Below are 16,458 nucleotides of genomic sequence, written 5' to 3'. Positions count from 1 at the left end.
AACAGCTCCTTGTCAGGGGGCAGGACCGGACATCATGCGTGACGACGCAACTCCTTCAAGCCATGTGCAGTCGAACTGGCGGCGACATGCCGCCGCGCTGTTGCTGGCGGTGCTCGCGGCGTGTGGTGGCGAGGACTCGGCGCTGGAGCCCGTGGGGCTCGACGGCGCGGAAGTCGGGCAGCGGCAGGACGCGCTGGGCGAGGTCCGCCTTCGCCTGCTGGCGGCGAACACGTCCAGCGGCAACGGGCAGGACTACGACCCGGGCCACGGCATCCGCATCTTCCAGGGCACGGACGCTGACGTGGTGATGATTCAGGAGTTCAACTACAAGTCGAACTCCGCGGCGGACATCCGTGGCTTCGTGGACACGACGTTCGGCACGCAGTTCCACTACTACCGCGAGGGTGGGGCGCAGATTCCCAACGGCATCATCAGCCGCTACCCCATCATCGCCTCGGGCGAGTGGGATGACCCGTACGTCTCCAACCGAGACTTCGCCTGGGCGCGCATCGACGTGCCGGGCCCGAAGGACCTCTGGGCGGTGAGCGTGCACTTCCTCACCACGGGGAGCAGCAACCGTAACTCGGAGGCCAGCAGTCTGGTCAGCCGCATCAAGGCCAACATCCCCGCGGGCGACTACCTCGTCATCGGCGGAGACTTGAACACCGGCAGCCGCAACGAGTCCGCTTTCAGCACGCTGTCCCAGGTGGTGCGCACGGCGGGCCCGCACCCGGCGGACAAGAATGGCAACACCAACACCAACGCGAGCCGCAACGCCCCGTATGACCACGTGCTGGTGGACAGCGACCTGTTCGCGTACCAGACGCCCGTCGTCATCGGTGGCAGCACCTTCACCAACGGCCTGGTGGTGGATACGCGCGTCTACTCGCCGCTGAGCGACATCGCGCCCGCGCTGTCCGGTGACAGCGGGGCCTCTGGCATGCAGCACATGGCCGTCATCAAGGACTTCATCATCCCGGGTGACAGCTCGCCCGGCGACAATGCCTCCGTCACGGTGACGTCGCCCAACGGCGGTGAGAGCTGGGCGGGCGGGAGCGTGCGCGACATCACCTGGACGTCGACCAGCGTCACGAACGTGAAGCTGGAGTACACGCTCAATGGCAGCACCTGGAGCACCCTGGCCGCCAGCACGGCCGCCTCCGCGGGCAGCTACGCGTGGACGGTGCCGTCCAGCGCCACCACCACCGCGCGGGTCCGCATCAGCGACGCGTCCAACGCGAGCGTCAGCGACCTCAGCAACGCGGCCTTCACCATCACCACGGCGCCGACGGGGGGCACGGGCAAGGTCATCATCAACGAGGTGATGGTCAACGAGCCGGGCTCGAACGTCGTGGGCGAGTTCGTGGAGCTGGTGAACACGGGCACCGGGGTGGTGGACCTGAGCGGGTGGACGGTGTCCGACGCGGCCAGCCTGCGCCACACCTTCCCCAGTGGCACCTCGCTGGCGGCGGGCGGAGTCATCGTGGTGTTCGGCGGCGCGGCGGGCATCCCGGCCGGCACGCCCAACGCGGTGTCCGCCTCCACGGGCACCCTGGGCCTGTCCAACAGCGGTGACACCGTCACCGTGAAGACGGCCACCGGCACGGTGGTGGAGTCCGCGGTGCTGTCCTCCGGTGTGAGTGGCACGGATGGCGTGTCCGCCAACCGCAGCCCGGACCTGGGCGCCACGGCGACCTTCGTGCTGCACACCAGTCTGTCCAGCCTGCAGTCCTCGCCGGGTCGTCGCGTCAACGGCCTGGCGTTCTGAGCCTCCCCGCATGAAGTGTCGCGGCCCTGCTTCCCGTTCGCGCGGGAAGCGGGCCGTGCTGTTTCAGCGGAGCCTCAGTGGTTCTCCGGCGGCGTGGGCGACAGGGGCACGCGCTCGCGCGTCTCCGCCGACAGCACGGACGGGCGGATGATGAGGCTTTCGTCGCCGCTCGGACCTCCGGGCGTGGCCGGGTCTCCGGGGCGCGGCGTGGGCCGGCCGTAGTCGCGCTCGTAGATGCGCAGCAGGGCCAGGAAGAAGGCCACGATGAGGGGCCCCAACAGCAGGCCCACCGTGCCAAACGCGGCCAGGCCTCCGAGCAGCGCGAAGAAGACGATGGCGGCGTGCTGGTGCATGCCGCGCCTGGCCAGCAGCGGCTTCACGATGTTGTCCACCAGCCCCACCACCACCGTGCCCCAGATGGCGAGGAACAGCGCCGCCCACGGGTGGCCGCTGAAGAACATCAGCGCCGCGGCGACCAGCACCACGATGGCGGCGCCCACGGCGGGAATGAGCGCCATGAAGAACGCCACGCCCGCGAAGAAGAGCGCCGCGGGGACGCGGGCGATGAGGAAACCGACGAGCGCCGCCGCCGCCTGCACGCCCGCAGTGGCCACCGACGAGACGAGCACCGCTATGGAGACACTGCGGAACTCCCGCAGGATTTCCCCCGTCTGGCCGCGCCGAAGTGGCGAGACGCTCTCCACCCATCTCACCAGCCGCGCGCCCTCCGTCAGCAGGAAGAAGAGGGCGATGAGCATCATCACCGTCTGGAACGCGATGGAGCCCGTCGCGGCCACCGCCCCGGTGACGGCCCGCGCCGCTGTGCCGCCCTGGGTGCTCACCTGCTGCTGGAGCGTCTCGTCGAGCTGGGCTTGCTCCAGGGGGATGCGCTCCAGCAGCCTCTCGACCGGGCCTCGCACGGGGCTGGGAATCTTGCCAATCAGTCCTTCCATCCCTTCCCGCTGCACCGTGTCGGAGACGAACTTCACGCCGTCCGACACCTCGGTGACGACGAAGGCCGTGAGACCTCCCAGGGGGAGGAGCAGGGCCAGGATGACTCCCGAGACGATGGCCCCCGCCGCCAGGTTGTGGTGTCCGCGGAGCTTCCGGCTCAGCCGCGAGTAGAGGCCGTAGAAGGTTCCCGCGAGCACCGCCGCCAGGAAGAAGGCCTTGGCGAACGGGCGGACAACCAGGGCCAGCAGGATGATGGAAAGAATGATGAGGCCAGTGAACACCCGCCGGGCGGTCTGCTCGGTTGCCATACCCGTCAAGGTAGGGCGGCCATCACAGAAGGGTAGGGACGGGTGGCGCTTGGGCCTGCCCGCCTGCTGCCCTGCCAAGAAGGCTTGGGCCCGGCCCCAAGGCGGCTAGAGTGGCCGCGCCATGCCGCCCTTCGAATCCACCCAATTCACTGTCTGGCTGCTCCAGGCGCTCTGCGCCGTCTTCCTGGCCATCCTCTTCCTCCAGTCTGGCCTCGACAAGGTCATCGACTGGAAGGGCAACCTGGGCTGGCTCACGGGCCACTTTGCCAAGAGCCCGCTGCGCGGCGTGGTGCCGCTGATGCTGGCCACCGTCACCGTGCTGGAGCTGGCGGCGGGGGCGCTCAGCGCCGCGGGGCTGGTGTCGCTGGTGGCCACGGGCAGCGCGACGCTGGCCTTCTGGGGCGCGCTGCTCTCCGCGGTGTCGCTGGTGGCGCTCTTCTTCGGCCAGCGGATGGCGAAGGACTACGCCGGCGCGGGCGGACTGGTGCACTACTTCCTGCTGACGCTGGTGGCGGTGTATGTCACCCGCCTGGGCTGAGTCAGAGCACCTTGCGCGTGGGGACCAGGGCGTTGGCGGACAGCAGTCCGGCCACCAACGCCACGGCCACCATCAGCATGGAGAAGGCCGTGTCCACGCCGGCCACCACGTCCCGCTCCAGCAGGGAGGACAGGCTGCGGAAGCCCACGCTGCCGGGCACCAGCAGCATGAGTCCGGGCACCAGCGTGGTGATGGAGGGCTTGTTGCGCAGCCGGGCCAGCGCGTTGCTGCCCATGGCCAGCAGCAGCGCGCCCACGAAGGCGCCCAGCTGCGCCCCCAGCAGCAGCGAGCCCAGACGGGCCCCCGCGAAGGCGAAGGTGCAGGCTCCGGCAATCCAGCCCCAATCCCTGGGGCGCGCGCGGAAGAGCACGCACACCGCGAAGATGGCCACCAGCAGCATGGGCAGCTGCGTCCAGTCCGGCAGCGCGGGCGGCAGCGGCGCCACGGGCGGCTCGGGCAGCACCACCGACAGCCGGCTGCCCAGGGCCACGCCGAAGCCCAACTGGAGGAAGACGAGCGCCGCCGCCGTGAGCCGCGAGGTGCCGGAGATGAGGTTGCGGGTGGCCAGCTCGTTGATGGCCACCGTCAGGGACAGGCCGGGGAGCAGGACGATGAGGCCCGCCAGCGTGGCCACCTGCGCGGACAGCGGCCCCATCAGGCTCGCGGCCAGCGCGGCGACGGCGGAGGACAGGATGGCGGCCACCGGCTCCAACACCCGGGCCGTGGAGGGCTGCTTCCGGGTGAGCACGCCCAGGGTGCCGATGAGCAGGCTGCTGAACGCGGCCACCGCCATCTCCTTGAGGCCTCCGCCGAACAACCGCCCCGCGGCGCCGCCCGCGAGCGTCCAGCACAGGAGCTGGAGCGCGGGGCCGAAGCGCTCGGGCTGCGCGAGGATGGCGTCCACGCGCTGGGCCCCTTCCGTCGGGGGCACCTGACCGTGGATGACGTCGTCCGCCAGCGTGTCCAGCAGCGACAGCCGTTCCAGGTCCATGTCCCCCGGCTCCACGCGGATGAGCGAGGTGCGCAGGGCCTCCGGCGGTCCGAAGGACGAGAAGATGGACGTGGGGGTGGAGAAGAAGCGCCCCTCCAGTCCGAAGCGCTCCGACACCCGCTGCATCAGCAGCTCCAGGCGATGCGCGGGCGTGCCGTAGCGGTGCAGCGCCTCGCCCAGCCGGATGGTGAAGGCGACGGCGGGGCCCGGCGGCGGGGGATGACTGACGGCGGTGCGGAGTTCAGGAGGGACGGCCACGGCGGCGCACATGGCAGAGGCTCCAGGCTGAGTCAAACGACAGTGGGGCACAGCCCTGGTTCCAGGGGCGCAGCCCGCCTGCCTGGGCCCGGCGCCTCGCACCTTCGACGTCGCGGGTTCAGGTCCGCCTCCTCCTGGGCGTTCCGCCCATCAGAGCGTTTTTCCTGAATCCTCCACGCGGGTCGTTTCGATGTTGCTCGCGCTGACGCTGGAGGTGTCGGACGCCGTCTGATTCGAGCTCCCGGGGCCGCCAGGCGCTTGCTGTTCCTCTTCCTGGAGCTTTTCCTGGAGTTGCCCACCGAGCTGGGAGACACCTTCCGTCGCGCGGCGCTTCGCGGGCTCGATGAGCTTGCGCTCCTTGCCAGTCACAGGCAGCAGGCTGGACGCCAGCATGCCCAGCGTGACGCCTCCCACGGCCAGGAGCAGGGGTTGCTCATCCACCGTGCGGTTGAGCCAGTCCGCGGCCTGATGCTGGACGGCTTCGCGCGAGGGCACCCGCTCGCGCGCGTGGGATGCCCGCTCCCGGGCCTTGTGCACGACGCCCGCGGTCCGCTCCCGAATCGCACTGGCCCGGTCGAGCGCCTGGTCCTTCACCTCATGCGCCTTGTCGCTGGCGCGGGCCTTCATGTCGGTGCGAGGGCCATCGCCGCCAGCCCCGGCGCCCATGGCCTCTTCCCCGGTGGAGCGCAGGTCGGCTCGGCCGGCGCGCAGGCCGTCGTAGCGCCACCGTTCGTCTCTCTCCCATGCGAACTCGCTGTCCTTCCGCGCCGCGCGTGTGGTGAAGGCCTTGCGCATCAGGGCCGAGCCAACGCCCGCTCCCATGAGGGCGCCGAGCAGGCTCCAGCCCTTGGGCGAGTCGGCCCGTTCCTTCAATTCCATGCTCTTGTGCATCAGTGTCTCCCTGGCCTGCGTCTTGAGTTCCGTGGCTTTCTCCACGGCGGCCTCCTTCGCGTGCTGCTTGAGCTCGGTGGCCTTGTGTGTGGCGACCTCACGGGCACGTTCCTTCAGCCGGTCGGGTTCCGCCTTCCGGGCCATTTCGTCCGCGAGTTCGCTCATGCGTGCCCGTGCATCTGCGATTTCATGGAGTGCGCGGTCCTGCTCGTCCATCGCCCATCCTCCTTGAGGGTTTGAATCGTTCGTTCAGGTCCGTGGACCCGCTTCATCCGCTGGCGCCCGCTCCAGGCCATGGCGCCGCCCACCGCGAGCAGCACCGCCGCGACGATGAGGGCGGCGGCCCAGAGAGGCAGGGCCTCCGCCAGCACCGCCACCAGGAAGGCGACAAAGGTGATGGCCCCCAGGTGCAGCACCACGCTGCCGCCTGCCAGCAGGCCCGCTCCGGCAGATGCCTTCCTTGCCTCCGTTCGCAGCTCGGCGCGCGCCAGGGACACCTCGGCGCGGACCAGGCGGCGTGCCTGTTCGGTGAATTCGGAGAAGAGCGCTCCGAAGCCGTCTCCGTCCCGATGGGGAATCGTGGGTTCCATTCTGGGCGCTCCCCTCAGGACTTGATGAGCCGGCCGAGTACGAAGCCCGCGGCCACGCACCCCGCGATGAAGAGTCCGGGCCGCTCGCGGACCTGTGTCTGGGCATCCGCGAGCAGCTCCTCGGTGGTTTCGTTCTCCAGCCGGTCGGACGTGCGGCGAAGCAGTCCCGCCGCGCTGCCGAGCAGCGGCCGTGCCACTTTCGCCTCGTCCCTGTCCGAGATGCTCTCCAGTGTGGAGACGAGCCCCCGCATTCCCTTGGCCACGTCACCCCGGCGGCTCTCCACCTGGTGGTAGATGCGCTCCTTCGCGGCGCTGCTCAATTGCTTCGCCTGCTCCTTGCCGGCCTGCCCGATTCCGGATGTACCGGGCTCGCCACGGGCGATGCGGGAGCCCTCTTCCGAGCGCTGCCCGTACCTGCTGCCTTGGATGCTGCCGTCAATGACGCTTCCCATGCTGACTCCTTCAGGTTTGCGAGGGGGAAACTGTCGCGAGGACTTCACAGGTCATCATCCCCGCGTGTCTTCGCCTCAGAAGGTAGACATGCTGCATGGCTGGCCTGGACGGAGCCTGGTACGCGGCAGGGTGGGCGGTGGAGGGCGCGGGCGAAGGTGCGTGGAATGAGAGAGGACGTGGGGAGATGGCGCGGAAGCAGCGGACTCCGAGGTGGCTGGAAGCGGCACGGCGGAGGGGGCCGGAGGACGTGCAAGCCTCCGGAAGGTCGGATTGGTTGGCGAGGGCCCTGGGGAAGGCCGGCGTGATGCCTCGCGCCCAGGCGGAAGCGGCCATCCGCGAGGGACGGGTGACGCTCGATGGGCGGGTGGAGCAGGAGCCCTTCGCGCCGGTGCGTCCGGGGATGGAAGTGCGGGTGGATGGGCGGGTGCGGCACCTGGAGGCGCCCGTGTTGGCGCTGATGTTCCACAAGCCAGCGGGGCTGGTGGTGCACGGCTCGGACGCGGAAGGCGTGGGCACCGTGTTCGAGTGTCTGCGTGAGCGGCTCACCCAGCCGCTGCGCGACTATGAGTGGCTCGCGGTGGGCCGTCTGGACCGGGACACCACGGGGTTGCTGCTCTTCACCAACGACGAGCGTCTGGTCCAACACGGGACGTCACCCGAGCGGCACCTGCCCAAGCGCTACGTGGCGGGCGTGGTAGGGCCGCCACCGGAGGATGCGCTCCGCCGGCTGCGCGAGGGCCTGATGCTGGAGGACGGCCCGACGCGGCCCGCGGGTGCCCGGCTGCGCGCGCCGGACGTGGTGGAGCTCACCCTGACGGAAGGCCGCAACCACCAGGTGAAGCGGATGCTGGCGGCGGTGGGACATCCGGTGCGGACCCTGCACCGCGAGGCCGTGGGTGGCGTGACGCTGGACGTGCCCGAGGGCGCGTGGCGGGTGCTGACGGACGAGGAAGTGTCTCAGGGGTTGTCCTTCTCCGTCTCCTGAGGGCGCGCCCGCCGCGTGGGCCTCAGCGCTCGCGCGCCGCGACGGCCTCGACGAGGCTCCGGATGCCCTGGGCCAGCGCCAGACTGGTGGGGAGCGGCCGGCCGAGGAGGCTCGGTACACCGGTGGCCACCTGGGCGGAGTTGGTGAAGACGCAGGCGCTCACCTGCGCGAGCTGGGCGAACGAGACAGGCCGCTCCACGATGGGCAGCGCCCCCACATGTCCGGCCTCCAGAAGCACTTCGCGGATGATGCCGGGAAGACACGGCGCGGACCGAGGCGGCGTGACGAGTACCCCGTCGCACTGGAAGAAGACGTTGGCCGTGGGCAGCTCGCAGACCTCGCCGGCCTCATTGCCGAGCAGGGGCAGGCGCTCCATCACGCTGAACTGCCGGAAGTAGGCGAGGCCTTTGTGATTCAGCGTGGCCTCGCCCCGGCGGTATGCCCCCGGCTCCTGACTGTCCAGGGCTCGTCCCTCGCGGTGCATCCGCTCCAGGTCTGGGGCGTGCTCGCGGAAGGTGAGCAGCACCCGGCCATCACTTGCCGACAACTTGCCCACACCTCGGAACGCGGGGCCCATCGCGGCGTCGGCTCGCAGGCAGCGCTCAATCGCTTCGCGCACCGCGGCTTCCGCGAGGTGCTCCGAGGGTGGCGTGCGGACGGCGCCGGGGAAGGCGGTCAGGCTCGCGCGCAGCCGCGCCAGGTGCCGGGCGAGGAACCAGGGTTCACCGGCCTCGATGCGGAAGGTGGTGAAGAAGCCCGCGCCGAAGAAGAAGCCCTGCGCGAAGTCCCGCAGGTGCAGTTCTTCCCAGCGCCGGACCTCACCGTCCACCGCGACCGTGGAGAACATGGCGGCCTCCTGTGCGCTCAGTGCGCCGGCTCCAGGAAGTTGGCGAGCAGCTGGGGCCCCTGGGGCGTGAGGAACGATTCGGGGTGGAACTGGACGCCTTCCAGGCGCGGCAGCTCGCGGTGCTTGAGGCCCATGATGAGCCCATCCTGCCACGCCGTCACTTCCAGGCACGCCGGCAGGCTCTCCGCGTCCACGACCAGGGAGTGATAACGGGCCGCGGTGAAGGGGGCGGGCAGTCCTCGGAAGACGCCCTGGCCCGAGTGCTCGATGGCCGCCGTCTTGCCGTGCACGGGCACCGGTGCGCGCACCACCTTCGCGCCGAACACCTGACCCAGGCACTGATGCCCCAGGCACACTCCGAGCACGGGCACTCGCCCGCCCAAGGCCCGGATGATGTCCATGGACACGCCCGCCTCGTGGGGCGTGCAGGGACCGGGCGAGATGAGGATGTGGTCGGGCCGGAGCGCTTCGACCTGCGCGACCGTGATGGCGTCATTGCGCACCACCTTCAGCTCGGCGCCCTGGGCACCCAGCGCTTGCACGAGGTTGAAGGTGAAGGAATCGAAGTTGTCGATGACGAGAATCATCCCGGCCTCCCCACCGATGCCAGGGCCAGGAGCTGCGAGCGCGCCTTGTTGAGCGTCTCCTTGTATTCCTGTCGGGGCTGCGAGTCGTGGACGATGCCGCCTCCCACCTGCGCGTAGGCCCGGCCGTCCTTCACCACCAGCGTGCGGATGACGATGTTCAAATCCAAATCACCCGTGAAGGACAGGTACCCCAACGAGCCCGTATAGAGCCCACGCGCATGTGGCTCCAGCTCGGTGATGAGTTGCATCGTGCGTATCTTCGGCACGCCCGTAATCGTCCCTCCTGGGAAGAGCGCGCCCACCACGTCCAGCGGCTCCACGCCCGGCGCGAGCTGGCCGACGACCTCCGATTCAATGTGGAGGACGTGGGCGTACTCGACGATGTCCATCAGCTTCGTTACCTCGACCGAGCCATAGGTGCACACCCGGCCCAGGTCGTTGCGCTCCAGGTCCACCAGCATGGCGTGCTCGGCGCGCTCCTTCTCGTTGGTGCGCAGCTCGTGGACGAAGCGCGCTTCCTCTTCGGGCGTGCCCCGTCGGCGCGTTCCGGCGATGGGCCGCGTGGTGGCTCGGCCGTTCTCCACGCGCACCAGCCGCTCGGGTGAGGCGCTGACGACGTGGAAGCCGTCCCCTTCGAGATAGCTGGCGAAGTGGACGGGGTTGATGGCGGACAGCGTCTCGTAGAGCGCGAGCGGCTCACCGGGAAAGTCCACCTCCAGCCGCTGTGAGAGATTGACCTGATACGTGTCACCGGCGCGGATGTACTCGCGCACGCGCTCGACCGCGTCCAGGTAGGCATCGAGGGTGAAGTTGGAGCGATACGCCGAGGTGGGCCCGTCCATCGCGGGTGGCGCGCGTGGCGCCGTGGGCCTCGCGGTGCGGACGTGGGCCTCCAACGCGTCCAACCTGCGCTCGCAGTCCTCCCAGTCCGAGCCCGTGGCCACCGCGAGCAATTGGCCCTCGTGGTGGTCCACCGTCAGGAAGGTATCGATGAATGACAGGTCGATTTCGGGCAGGTGCAGGTCGTCCCGTGGGTGCCGGGGCAGGGACTCGAAACAGTGCGCGGCCTCGTAGCCGAAGAAGCCCACCGCGCCGCCGCAGAAGAGCGGCATTCCGGGATGACGCACGCCACGCCACCGGCGCAGGAGCGAGCGCAGCACTTCCTTCGGCGTACCCTGCTGGAGCGCGCCATCCATGAAGCACTGTCCCTCTTTCGCGGTGAAGCGCAGGAAGGGCTTCGCGCCGAGGAAGGAATAGCGCCCCTCGGCGCTGACCCGGGTGCTCTCCAGCAGGAACCGGCTTTCCGCTGGGAGGGCTCGCAGGAGGTCCACGGGACGCAGCGCCCCGAGCGGGAGCCGCCGCACCACGGGCACCTGGTTGTAGCCCTGGGCCACGAACGTCTCGAAGGATGTCCGGTCCGGGAAGCGCGTGGGGGAGTGCGGGCGGCTCATGTCGAGGCGCTTGATACCAGGAACGTTCCGTCCAGTTCGAGTCGTCCATGGTCCCCGGGCGGGGGGCCCGGTGGAATGAACGTTCCGTGCGCTCAGTGTGAGCCGCGTTCCAGCGTGCGGCGTGCCTCCTTGAGGATTTCGTCCTCGGAGAGCTGGTCGGTGCGAATCGCGGAGCGGTCCGCCTTCAGTTGCTGGACCTTCCCCTCGCGCAGGACGTGGAACTGGCCCGGCTTCTGGCTGGGGAGGCGGGTTTCGGCGTCGATGCGGGCCTCGGTGAACATGGGCTTGAGCTTCTTCAGGGCGTTGTCTTCCTTCACCCCGCCGACGAACCAGGTGCGCACGTTCTCCCGGCACTTGTAGTCCAGGTCTCCCGGGCTCTGCGTACCCAGCATGACGCCCACGCCCGCTGAGCGCGCGCGCTTGAGCAGGTTCTCCATCGGCTGCTTCGTCGCGGGCTTGCTCGTCGCGGGCAGATAGATGTCGGCTTCGTCGAAGAGCATGACAGCCTGGAGCTTGGATGCGGGGTGCTGGCTGGTCCAGCGGTTCGCCTCCAGCAGCAGTTGAGACACCCAGAAGCGGACGCGGCTGAGGTCTCCCAGGTACTTGGTGCTGATGATGCTCAGTCGCGTCTTGCCCGGTGTGCTCGCGGCGCCGAGCCCCAGCAGTTCGCTGATGTCCAGACGTTCTCCACCCGTTGCCAGCAGGGGGCGGAGGTCGAGCCGGAGCACTTCGAGGTCCTGGGCGAGCTTGGCGAACGTCTTGGTTGGCAGGCCCCCCGTTTCCTGCCGGAGCGACTCGTCCTGCTCCGCGACGAACTTCTGGACCATCTCCAGGGTCAATTCAGTGCCCGGAGGCCGCTGGACCAACAGGCGCAAGGCCTGCGTGAGCAGCGCCCGGGCTGCCTTGTCATTGGGGCTGGTCTTGTATTCGAGCATGCCCGCGATGGCGTCCGCGGCCTGCTGCACACCTTGCTCACGCTCCTCCGGCGACAGGCTTTCAAGGCCGCGTGGAATCACAGGGATGGCCAGCGGCCGTCCGTCGGAGCGGCCCGGCGTGTAGAGCGCGACCTCGACCCGCTCGCGCAGCAGGCGGCGGCGCTCGATGAGGGCGGGGTCGTCCAGATGTTCCTCCCAGGAGAGGTCCCGCGCGTACGCGGCGAGGTCCCCCTTCCGGTCGACGAGGATGGCGGGCACGCCGCGGAGGAGCAGCTGCTCCAGGACGTTGAGCGCCAGCGTCGTCTTGCCGCTCCCCGTGGTGCCCAGGAATGCGCTGTGGCGGGTCAGCTCGGAGGGGTCCACGGTCACCACCTGGCTGAACACACCTTCCGAGGCGCCAATCCGCAGCGGCCCTGTGAGTGTTTCCGAGGGCCGTGGGGAGGGCAGCGGGGCGGAGGGGCTCGCGTTGCCCCTGAAGCCGATGGGGGGCTTCATGCCCTGGGGCGGTGTCATGGTGCGGCCCGTCAGCATCGGCGATTCGATGGTGATGTCCTGCAACGGGTCATCCGAAAGGGATTGGGCCCGGCCTTGTCTGGCCCCCTGGGAGACGATGGGCTCGCGCGCGGAGCGCACGCTTCTCGCCTCCAGTGCGCGCGTTTCGGCATGGGCCGGAGGGGTGGACTTCGCTCCCGAGAGGACTTCGGCCGGGACAGGCGTTCCATAGGGCAACGTCGGTGGGCTGTTGAACAGCTCTGTCTGTGCCTTGGTTGCGGTGCTCCGGGCTCCGACATTGCCCATCGGGACACCGGTGCCACCCTTGGGCGGGGTCTCCGGTTTCTCCAGCCCCAGGATGTCGCTCACGGACTTGAGCCGGGTGATGGGGCGAGCCGTCCGGCTCCATTCCAGGAGGGCGGCTTCACCCGCATGCCTCTCACGGAAGGTGCGCAGGGCCATGAGGTCCCGAAGCTCCGTGTCTCCGACGACGACCCGGCGTCCGCCCTTGCGGAGCAGCGCGCCCAGTTGCTCGGCGACGACCCCTCCGGGGCGGGCCGGAGGGAAGTCGGTGGTCCGCACCACCACTGGTGTCTTTCCCGAGGCCTTCTTGAGGGCTTCGGTCATCTGCCTGCCGAGGCCGCCGCCACGCGAGTCCCGCTCACACAGCGCGACGAGGAGCTTGCTTCCCTCCGGGTGGACCTGGACGTCCAGCATCTCCTTGTCCTTGGGCTTGACGTCGAAGCGCTTCGCGTCTCCCAACTCCTTGCCGCCGGCTTCAATGGCCCAAGCCAGCAGTTCCGCGACACGCGCGGGCTCTTCGGGCGGGTCAATTCGCAGGGTGGCGCGGAAGTCCGTCCACAGCTGGTCCATATCCAGCTTGGAGCCTTGCGGCTGCTGCGCCACAGGTGGCGTCGCCACGCCCGGGTCCTGGGGACGTTGCAGCGGGAAGCTGGCGGGCAGCTTGCCGTCCTGGATGGCGCGGTCGCGGTAGCGGCGGCACTCATCCAGGACATCACGGGCGCGGTGTCCGCCCAGCACGTCGAAGCCGTTCGCTGGAATGGGCCAGGTCGGGTCCGCCGGGGAGACCGTGAAGCCTCGCTGTTCGAACAGGTCTTGAAGTCGCCGCGCCGCGAGGTCCCTGGCCGTTTCGGCCGTCACGGTCCGCTCCAGCGTCACGGGCTCGGGGTCGTTCTCGATGCGATCCACCGTTCCCTGGTTGAGCAGGGGCTTCATCTTCGCCCAGTAGTCGGCGAGGCAGCAGAAGACCACGACCGCGCGAGGCACCTTGCTCGCGATGGCAGCGAGGCTGTTCATCGCGCGCCGGAAGGAGTTCTCCATCTGCGGGCGCTGTTCGAAGTCGCTGACGTCCTCGACCTGGTCGACGCAGAGCACGAGCGCCTGGCCCAGGCCGCCCATCAGCCGTCCCAGGTGCTCCACCATCCGCGCCGGCGCATCGTCGGCGGTCCGCGGGATGAGGTTGCCAATGACGCGCTGGTCCGCCTCGGACAGTTCCTCGCAGCGCAGCCAGTGGAAGATGCGGCGGTTGAGCCGAGGGTCTCTTCGATGCAGATAGATGAGGGCGCGCAGCAGGTCGACTTCCACTTCCCGGAAGCGAGGGTCCAGCAGCAGCTCGTCCGCCACGGCCCGGATGGTGCCGTGCAGCTCCTCATCCTCCAGAATCTTCTCGTCCTGCAGGTGCAGCACGAACGCGCTGTTGCACTGGGCCATGAGCGCGTCCGACAGGTGCATCAGCCCGCTGTCGTCATCGCCTCCCGCCCGAATGAACGGCTTGTCCAGGGAGTCGATGAGGTTGGACAGGATGTAGCGGTCGTACTGGGTCGCATCGACGGTCATCGGCATGTAGCCGACGAAGCCCTTCCGCTGACCATGCGCGAGGTTGCGGAAGGCGCGCACCAGGTGCGTCTTGCCGCTGCCTGATTCGCCGAGCAGGAGCAGCAGCTTTCCGGCGCTCGGGGGCGTGTCTGAGGAAGCCTTGTCGAGCAGCCGCTTGAAGGCGCGGCGAGCCGGCGCGTTGAGGGCCTCCACGTCGAACGGGTCCGCCTGCCAGATGTGCTGGCCCTGTTCGACGCTGGTGAAGACCTCGCGAGAGTCATCAAGGAAGATATCGAGGCGGGGGTCGTTGGCCACGGGGCGCTCCTGGGGTCGGGCTAGACGACGACGAAGTGGAAGCTGGCGCCGAAGGACCGGACCTCGGACTCGGCGACGTCTTTCGGGTCCATGGCGGACACGAGGTCCGCGCGCGTCAGGGACAACAGGCGGGTTCGGTTGGCCTCCAGGAGCGCCGCGTCGAAGGCCTCACGGGTGCTCCACTCGGGCTGGAGGGCCTTCCACACGTGGGAGATGAAGACCTTGTTCTCGCCGAAGCGGCCCGTGGGAAGGGCGCGGGCGACCGACAGCACGCGCTCGGCGAAGGCGGCCGGAGCGGGAGGCGCCCCCGGATTCGTGGATGCACGGTCCGCCGGCGCGTCCTCGGAGGCGCCGGCGTCCTGCGCGACAGCCCACCGTCGCATCAGTGACAGGCGCACGGCCTCCGCATCCACGCGGGGGGCGCCCGCCGCACGGGCCGCGAGCTGCTCCACGCCCTTGCGCGGGTCCGTCGTTTTCGCGTCCAGCATCTGCCCGAGCAGGTGGGCCTGCACCGCGCCCAGGGTGAAGGGCCGGTCCGTCTCGACACCGAGCTGCCGCCACAACAACCGGTCCCGCGTCTGCGCCAGGGTGAGGCCTTCCTCGGTGTCCAGCCCATGCTGGCGCTGAAGCGCGGCGGCGCGCACGCCGTCGGCACCCTTCATCCTCGCCATCACCGCCTTCGATGGCCGCAGGTCCAAGCTGCGCGCCACCAGGTGCGTGGCCTTCAGCCTCTTCCACGTCAGCCCGCGCGGCGGCTGGTCCAACTGGAGGAAGCGCAGCACCTCTGTCCGGCCCTTGGGCGTCAGCTCCAAGCCGCTGCGCCCGCGTACCGCCACGGTTTCTCCGCCCAGCAGCGCCTCCATGAGCGCCTCGAAGCGGAGCTTCCATTCCGCACGGCTGAGCTGATGCTCCACGAAGGGCCGGAGCGCATCCTCCAATTCCTTGCGCGTACCGCGCCGCTCGCTGCGCGTCATGAGCCAGGACAAGGCAATGCCTGACAGCCGGTGGTCAGCGCTTCCCATTCGATGCTTCCTTCCCGGTGAGCTCACCCCTGCGGGTGGCAATCAACGTGTCGAGGGTTTCAAGAATCTCTTCCAGTCGCGTCACCACGTCGTCCGCGAGGAAGCGGACCACCCAGTAGCCCGAGCACTGGAGCGCAACGTCCTTGCGCCGGTCCCGGCGGAAGCCGTCGGGGCTGCGGAAGTGGAAGTAGCCGTCGATTTCCACAGCCAGCTTCAGCTCCGTGCAGAGCAGGTCCACTTCGAGCCTCCGGCCACCTCCGACCGGGTCCACATGGCCATTGAGGACGAAGAGGCCTCGAGTGGAGGCATGGTCCTGGAGCCGGGCGTGCAGGAACTTCTCCGCCTCGCTCCGGGCGCGGCCATTGGCGTCCCGGTAGGCCGAGGCGATGGTGCGCACCGCCGAGTCGTAGAGCGCGACGACCTGTTCGGATGAGCCTTCCTGCCGGAGCCGGACGCGCGTGGACGCCACCGCGGCCTCGGGGAGCCCGCGGGTGTCTTCGTCGAGCTCCGGCTCGGGCAGGTCCAGCCGGCCTTCCCGCAGCATGGCGAGGACGTGGGACTCCTCCCTCCGGAGGTGCTCGGCGAGTGCCTCGGCGGTGAGCACGCAGCCCGTCGTGAGCGCGGGGGCCGCGGTGCACAGGGCCGCGGCGGTGCGGAGCGCCCGGAAGTCAGAGGGGCCGGCCCGCACGCGCAGGGCCGGCGTGCTTCCGGCGGGGACCAATGCCATCAGCGTTTGGAGCGCCGGCAGCGGCGCGCGCGCAATGGCCTGGCTCACCGCGTCTGGAAGCACACCGGACGGCGGCGGGGCCGGGCTCTCCAGCAGGGCCCGGCACAGCTCCCAGGTGGCGGACTGTCCCTGCGGGGGCGTGAGGCCTTCCAGCAACACGCGCCGCTGGTGCGCCGTCTTGCCTTGGAACTGGAGCGTCCGTGCCGGGTTCTGAGGCTGGGAGCGAACGACGAACACCTCCGCGTCACCCAGCAGGTCCCGTTCCCTGGCGAGCGCCGCCGCCCACGCGGAGACGACGGCGCGCACGTCATCCCCATCCACGATGACGACACTCGAGCCCCGGCGCTGAATCCACTCCGTCCAGACGGTCAGCGCCCGCTCCGGCGGCCCGACGAGCGTGCTCAGCGTTGCAATGCCTTGCGCGCGTCTCCGGGCATGCCGGTCCAGTGAGCCGAGAAGCGCTGCATCCAATGGTGGGTGCAAGCCATTTCCCCCGAGGTCGCGCGATGG

14 protein-coding genes are annotated in these 16,458 nt (G+C 69.5%); 3 read left to right on the top strand and 11 right to left on the bottom strand.

Translation table 11 applies throughout. The annotated features are described in order from the left end of the window. Positions 1–34: 34 nt before the first annotated feature. On the top strand, positions 35–1,768 hold the full coding sequence (locus BLU09_RS00455; protein ID WP_244171323.1) for a lamin tail domain-containing protein: 1,734 nt from the start codon (positions 35–37) through the stop codon (positions 1,766–1,768). 74 nt (positions 1,769–1,842) lie between these two features. Here BLU09_RS00455 and BLU09_RS00450 read toward each other — a convergent pair whose 3' ends face one another. Continuing rightward, positions 1,843–3,030, bottom strand: coding sequence for an AI-2E family transporter (locus tag BLU09_RS00450; protein WP_090484247.1), 1,188 nt, complete (start codon positions 3,028–3,030; stop codon positions 1,843–1,845). 121 nt (positions 3,031–3,151) lie between these two features. Between BLU09_RS00450 and BLU09_RS00445 the strand changes: the two genes are divergently transcribed. Next, positions 3,152–3,568, top strand: a complete 417-nt coding sequence (locus BLU09_RS00445; protein WP_090484245.1) for a DoxX family protein — start codon at positions 3,152–3,154, stop codon at positions 3,566–3,568. A gap of 1 nt (position 3,569) precedes the next feature. Here the strand turns inward: BLU09_RS00445 and BLU09_RS00440 are convergent, their stop codons facing one another. The 4 genes from BLU09_RS00440 to BLU09_RS00425 all read right to left on the bottom strand — a co-directional run bounded on the left by BLU09_RS00440 (position 3,570) and on the right by BLU09_RS00425 (position 6,750). Beyond that, on the bottom strand, positions 3,570–4,829 hold the full coding sequence (locus BLU09_RS00440; RefSeq protein ID WP_090484243.1) for a threonine/serine exporter family protein: 1,260 nt from the start codon (positions 4,827–4,829) through the stop codon (positions 3,570–3,572). A 138-nt stretch (positions 4,830–4,967) separates the two neighbouring features. Next, entirely contained in the window at positions 4,968–5,873 is a 906-nt protein-coding gene (locus BLU09_RS00435) for a hypothetical protein (RefSeq protein WP_090484241.1), read from the bottom strand. Further along, positions 5,870–6,298 (bottom strand): phage holin family protein, encoded by a 429-nt coding sequence (locus BLU09_RS00430; RefSeq protein WP_090484239.1) that lies wholly within the window; start codon positions 6,296–6,298, stop codon positions 5,870–5,872. The genes BLU09_RS00435 and BLU09_RS00430 overlap by 4 nt, the downstream gene beginning before the upstream one ends. A gap of 14 nt (positions 6,299–6,312) precedes the next feature. Beyond that, the gene (locus tag BLU09_RS00425; RefSeq protein ID WP_090484237.1) at positions 6,313–6,750 is read right to left on the bottom strand and encodes a hypothetical protein; all 438 of its coding nucleotides are present in this window, start codon (positions 6,748–6,750) and stop codon (positions 6,313–6,315) included. A gap of 185 nt (positions 6,751–6,935) precedes the next feature. Here BLU09_RS00425 and BLU09_RS00420 point away from each other — a divergent pair, with 185 nt between their 5' ends. Next, entirely contained in the window at positions 6,936–7,736 is an 801-nt protein-coding gene (locus tag BLU09_RS00420; RefSeq protein ID WP_090484235.1) for a pseudouridine synthase, read from the top strand. 22 nt (positions 7,737–7,758) lie between these two features. On the opposite strand, the gene BLU09_RS00415 is transcribed toward BLU09_RS00420, so the two are convergent. The 6 genes from BLU09_RS00415 to BLU09_RS00390 form a co-directional block, all read right to left on the bottom strand. Then, positions 7,759–8,583, bottom strand: coding sequence for an aminotransferase class IV (locus tag BLU09_RS00415; RefSeq protein ID WP_090484232.1), 825 nt, complete (start codon positions 8,581–8,583; stop codon positions 7,759–7,761). Between the two features lie 17 nt (positions 8,584–8,600). Beyond that, the gene (locus BLU09_RS00410; RefSeq protein WP_090484231.1) at positions 8,601–9,170 is read right to left on the bottom strand and encodes an anthranilate synthase component II; all 570 of its coding nucleotides are present in this window, start codon (positions 9,168–9,170) and stop codon (positions 8,601–8,603) included. Continuing rightward, positions 9,167–10,621, bottom strand: a complete 1,455-nt coding sequence (locus BLU09_RS00405; protein WP_090484230.1) for an anthranilate synthase component I family protein — start codon at positions 10,619–10,621, stop codon at positions 9,167–9,169. The genes BLU09_RS00410 and BLU09_RS00405 overlap by 4 nt, the downstream gene beginning before the upstream one ends. 92 nt (positions 10,622–10,713) lie before the next feature. Further along, on the bottom strand, positions 10,714–14,199 hold the full coding sequence (locus BLU09_RS00400) for an AAA family ATPase (protein WP_090484229.1): 3,486 nt from the start codon (positions 14,197–14,199) through the stop codon (positions 10,714–10,716). Positions 14,200–14,219: 20 nt separating this feature from the next. Continuing rightward, on the bottom strand, positions 14,220–15,221 hold the full coding sequence (locus BLU09_RS00395; protein WP_090484227.1) for a hypothetical protein: 1,002 nt from the start codon (positions 15,219–15,221) through the stop codon (positions 14,220–14,222). Next, positions 15,208–16,431, bottom strand: coding sequence for an endonuclease domain-containing protein (locus BLU09_RS00390; protein ID WP_090484225.1), 1,224 nt, complete (start codon positions 16,429–16,431; stop codon positions 15,208–15,210). Before BLU09_RS00390 ends, BLU09_RS00395 begins: the two co-directional genes overlap by 14 nt. Positions 16,432–16,458 lie beyond the last annotated feature (27 nt).

The organism is Myxococcus virescens (assembly GCF_900101905.1).
In the GTDB taxonomy this organism is placed as follows: Bacteria; Myxococcota; Myxococcia; order Myxococcales; family Myxococcaceae; genus Myxococcus; species Myxococcus virescens.
Note: the sequence above shows the minus strand (reverse complement) of the source record. Positions and strands in the feature narration are given on the sequence as shown.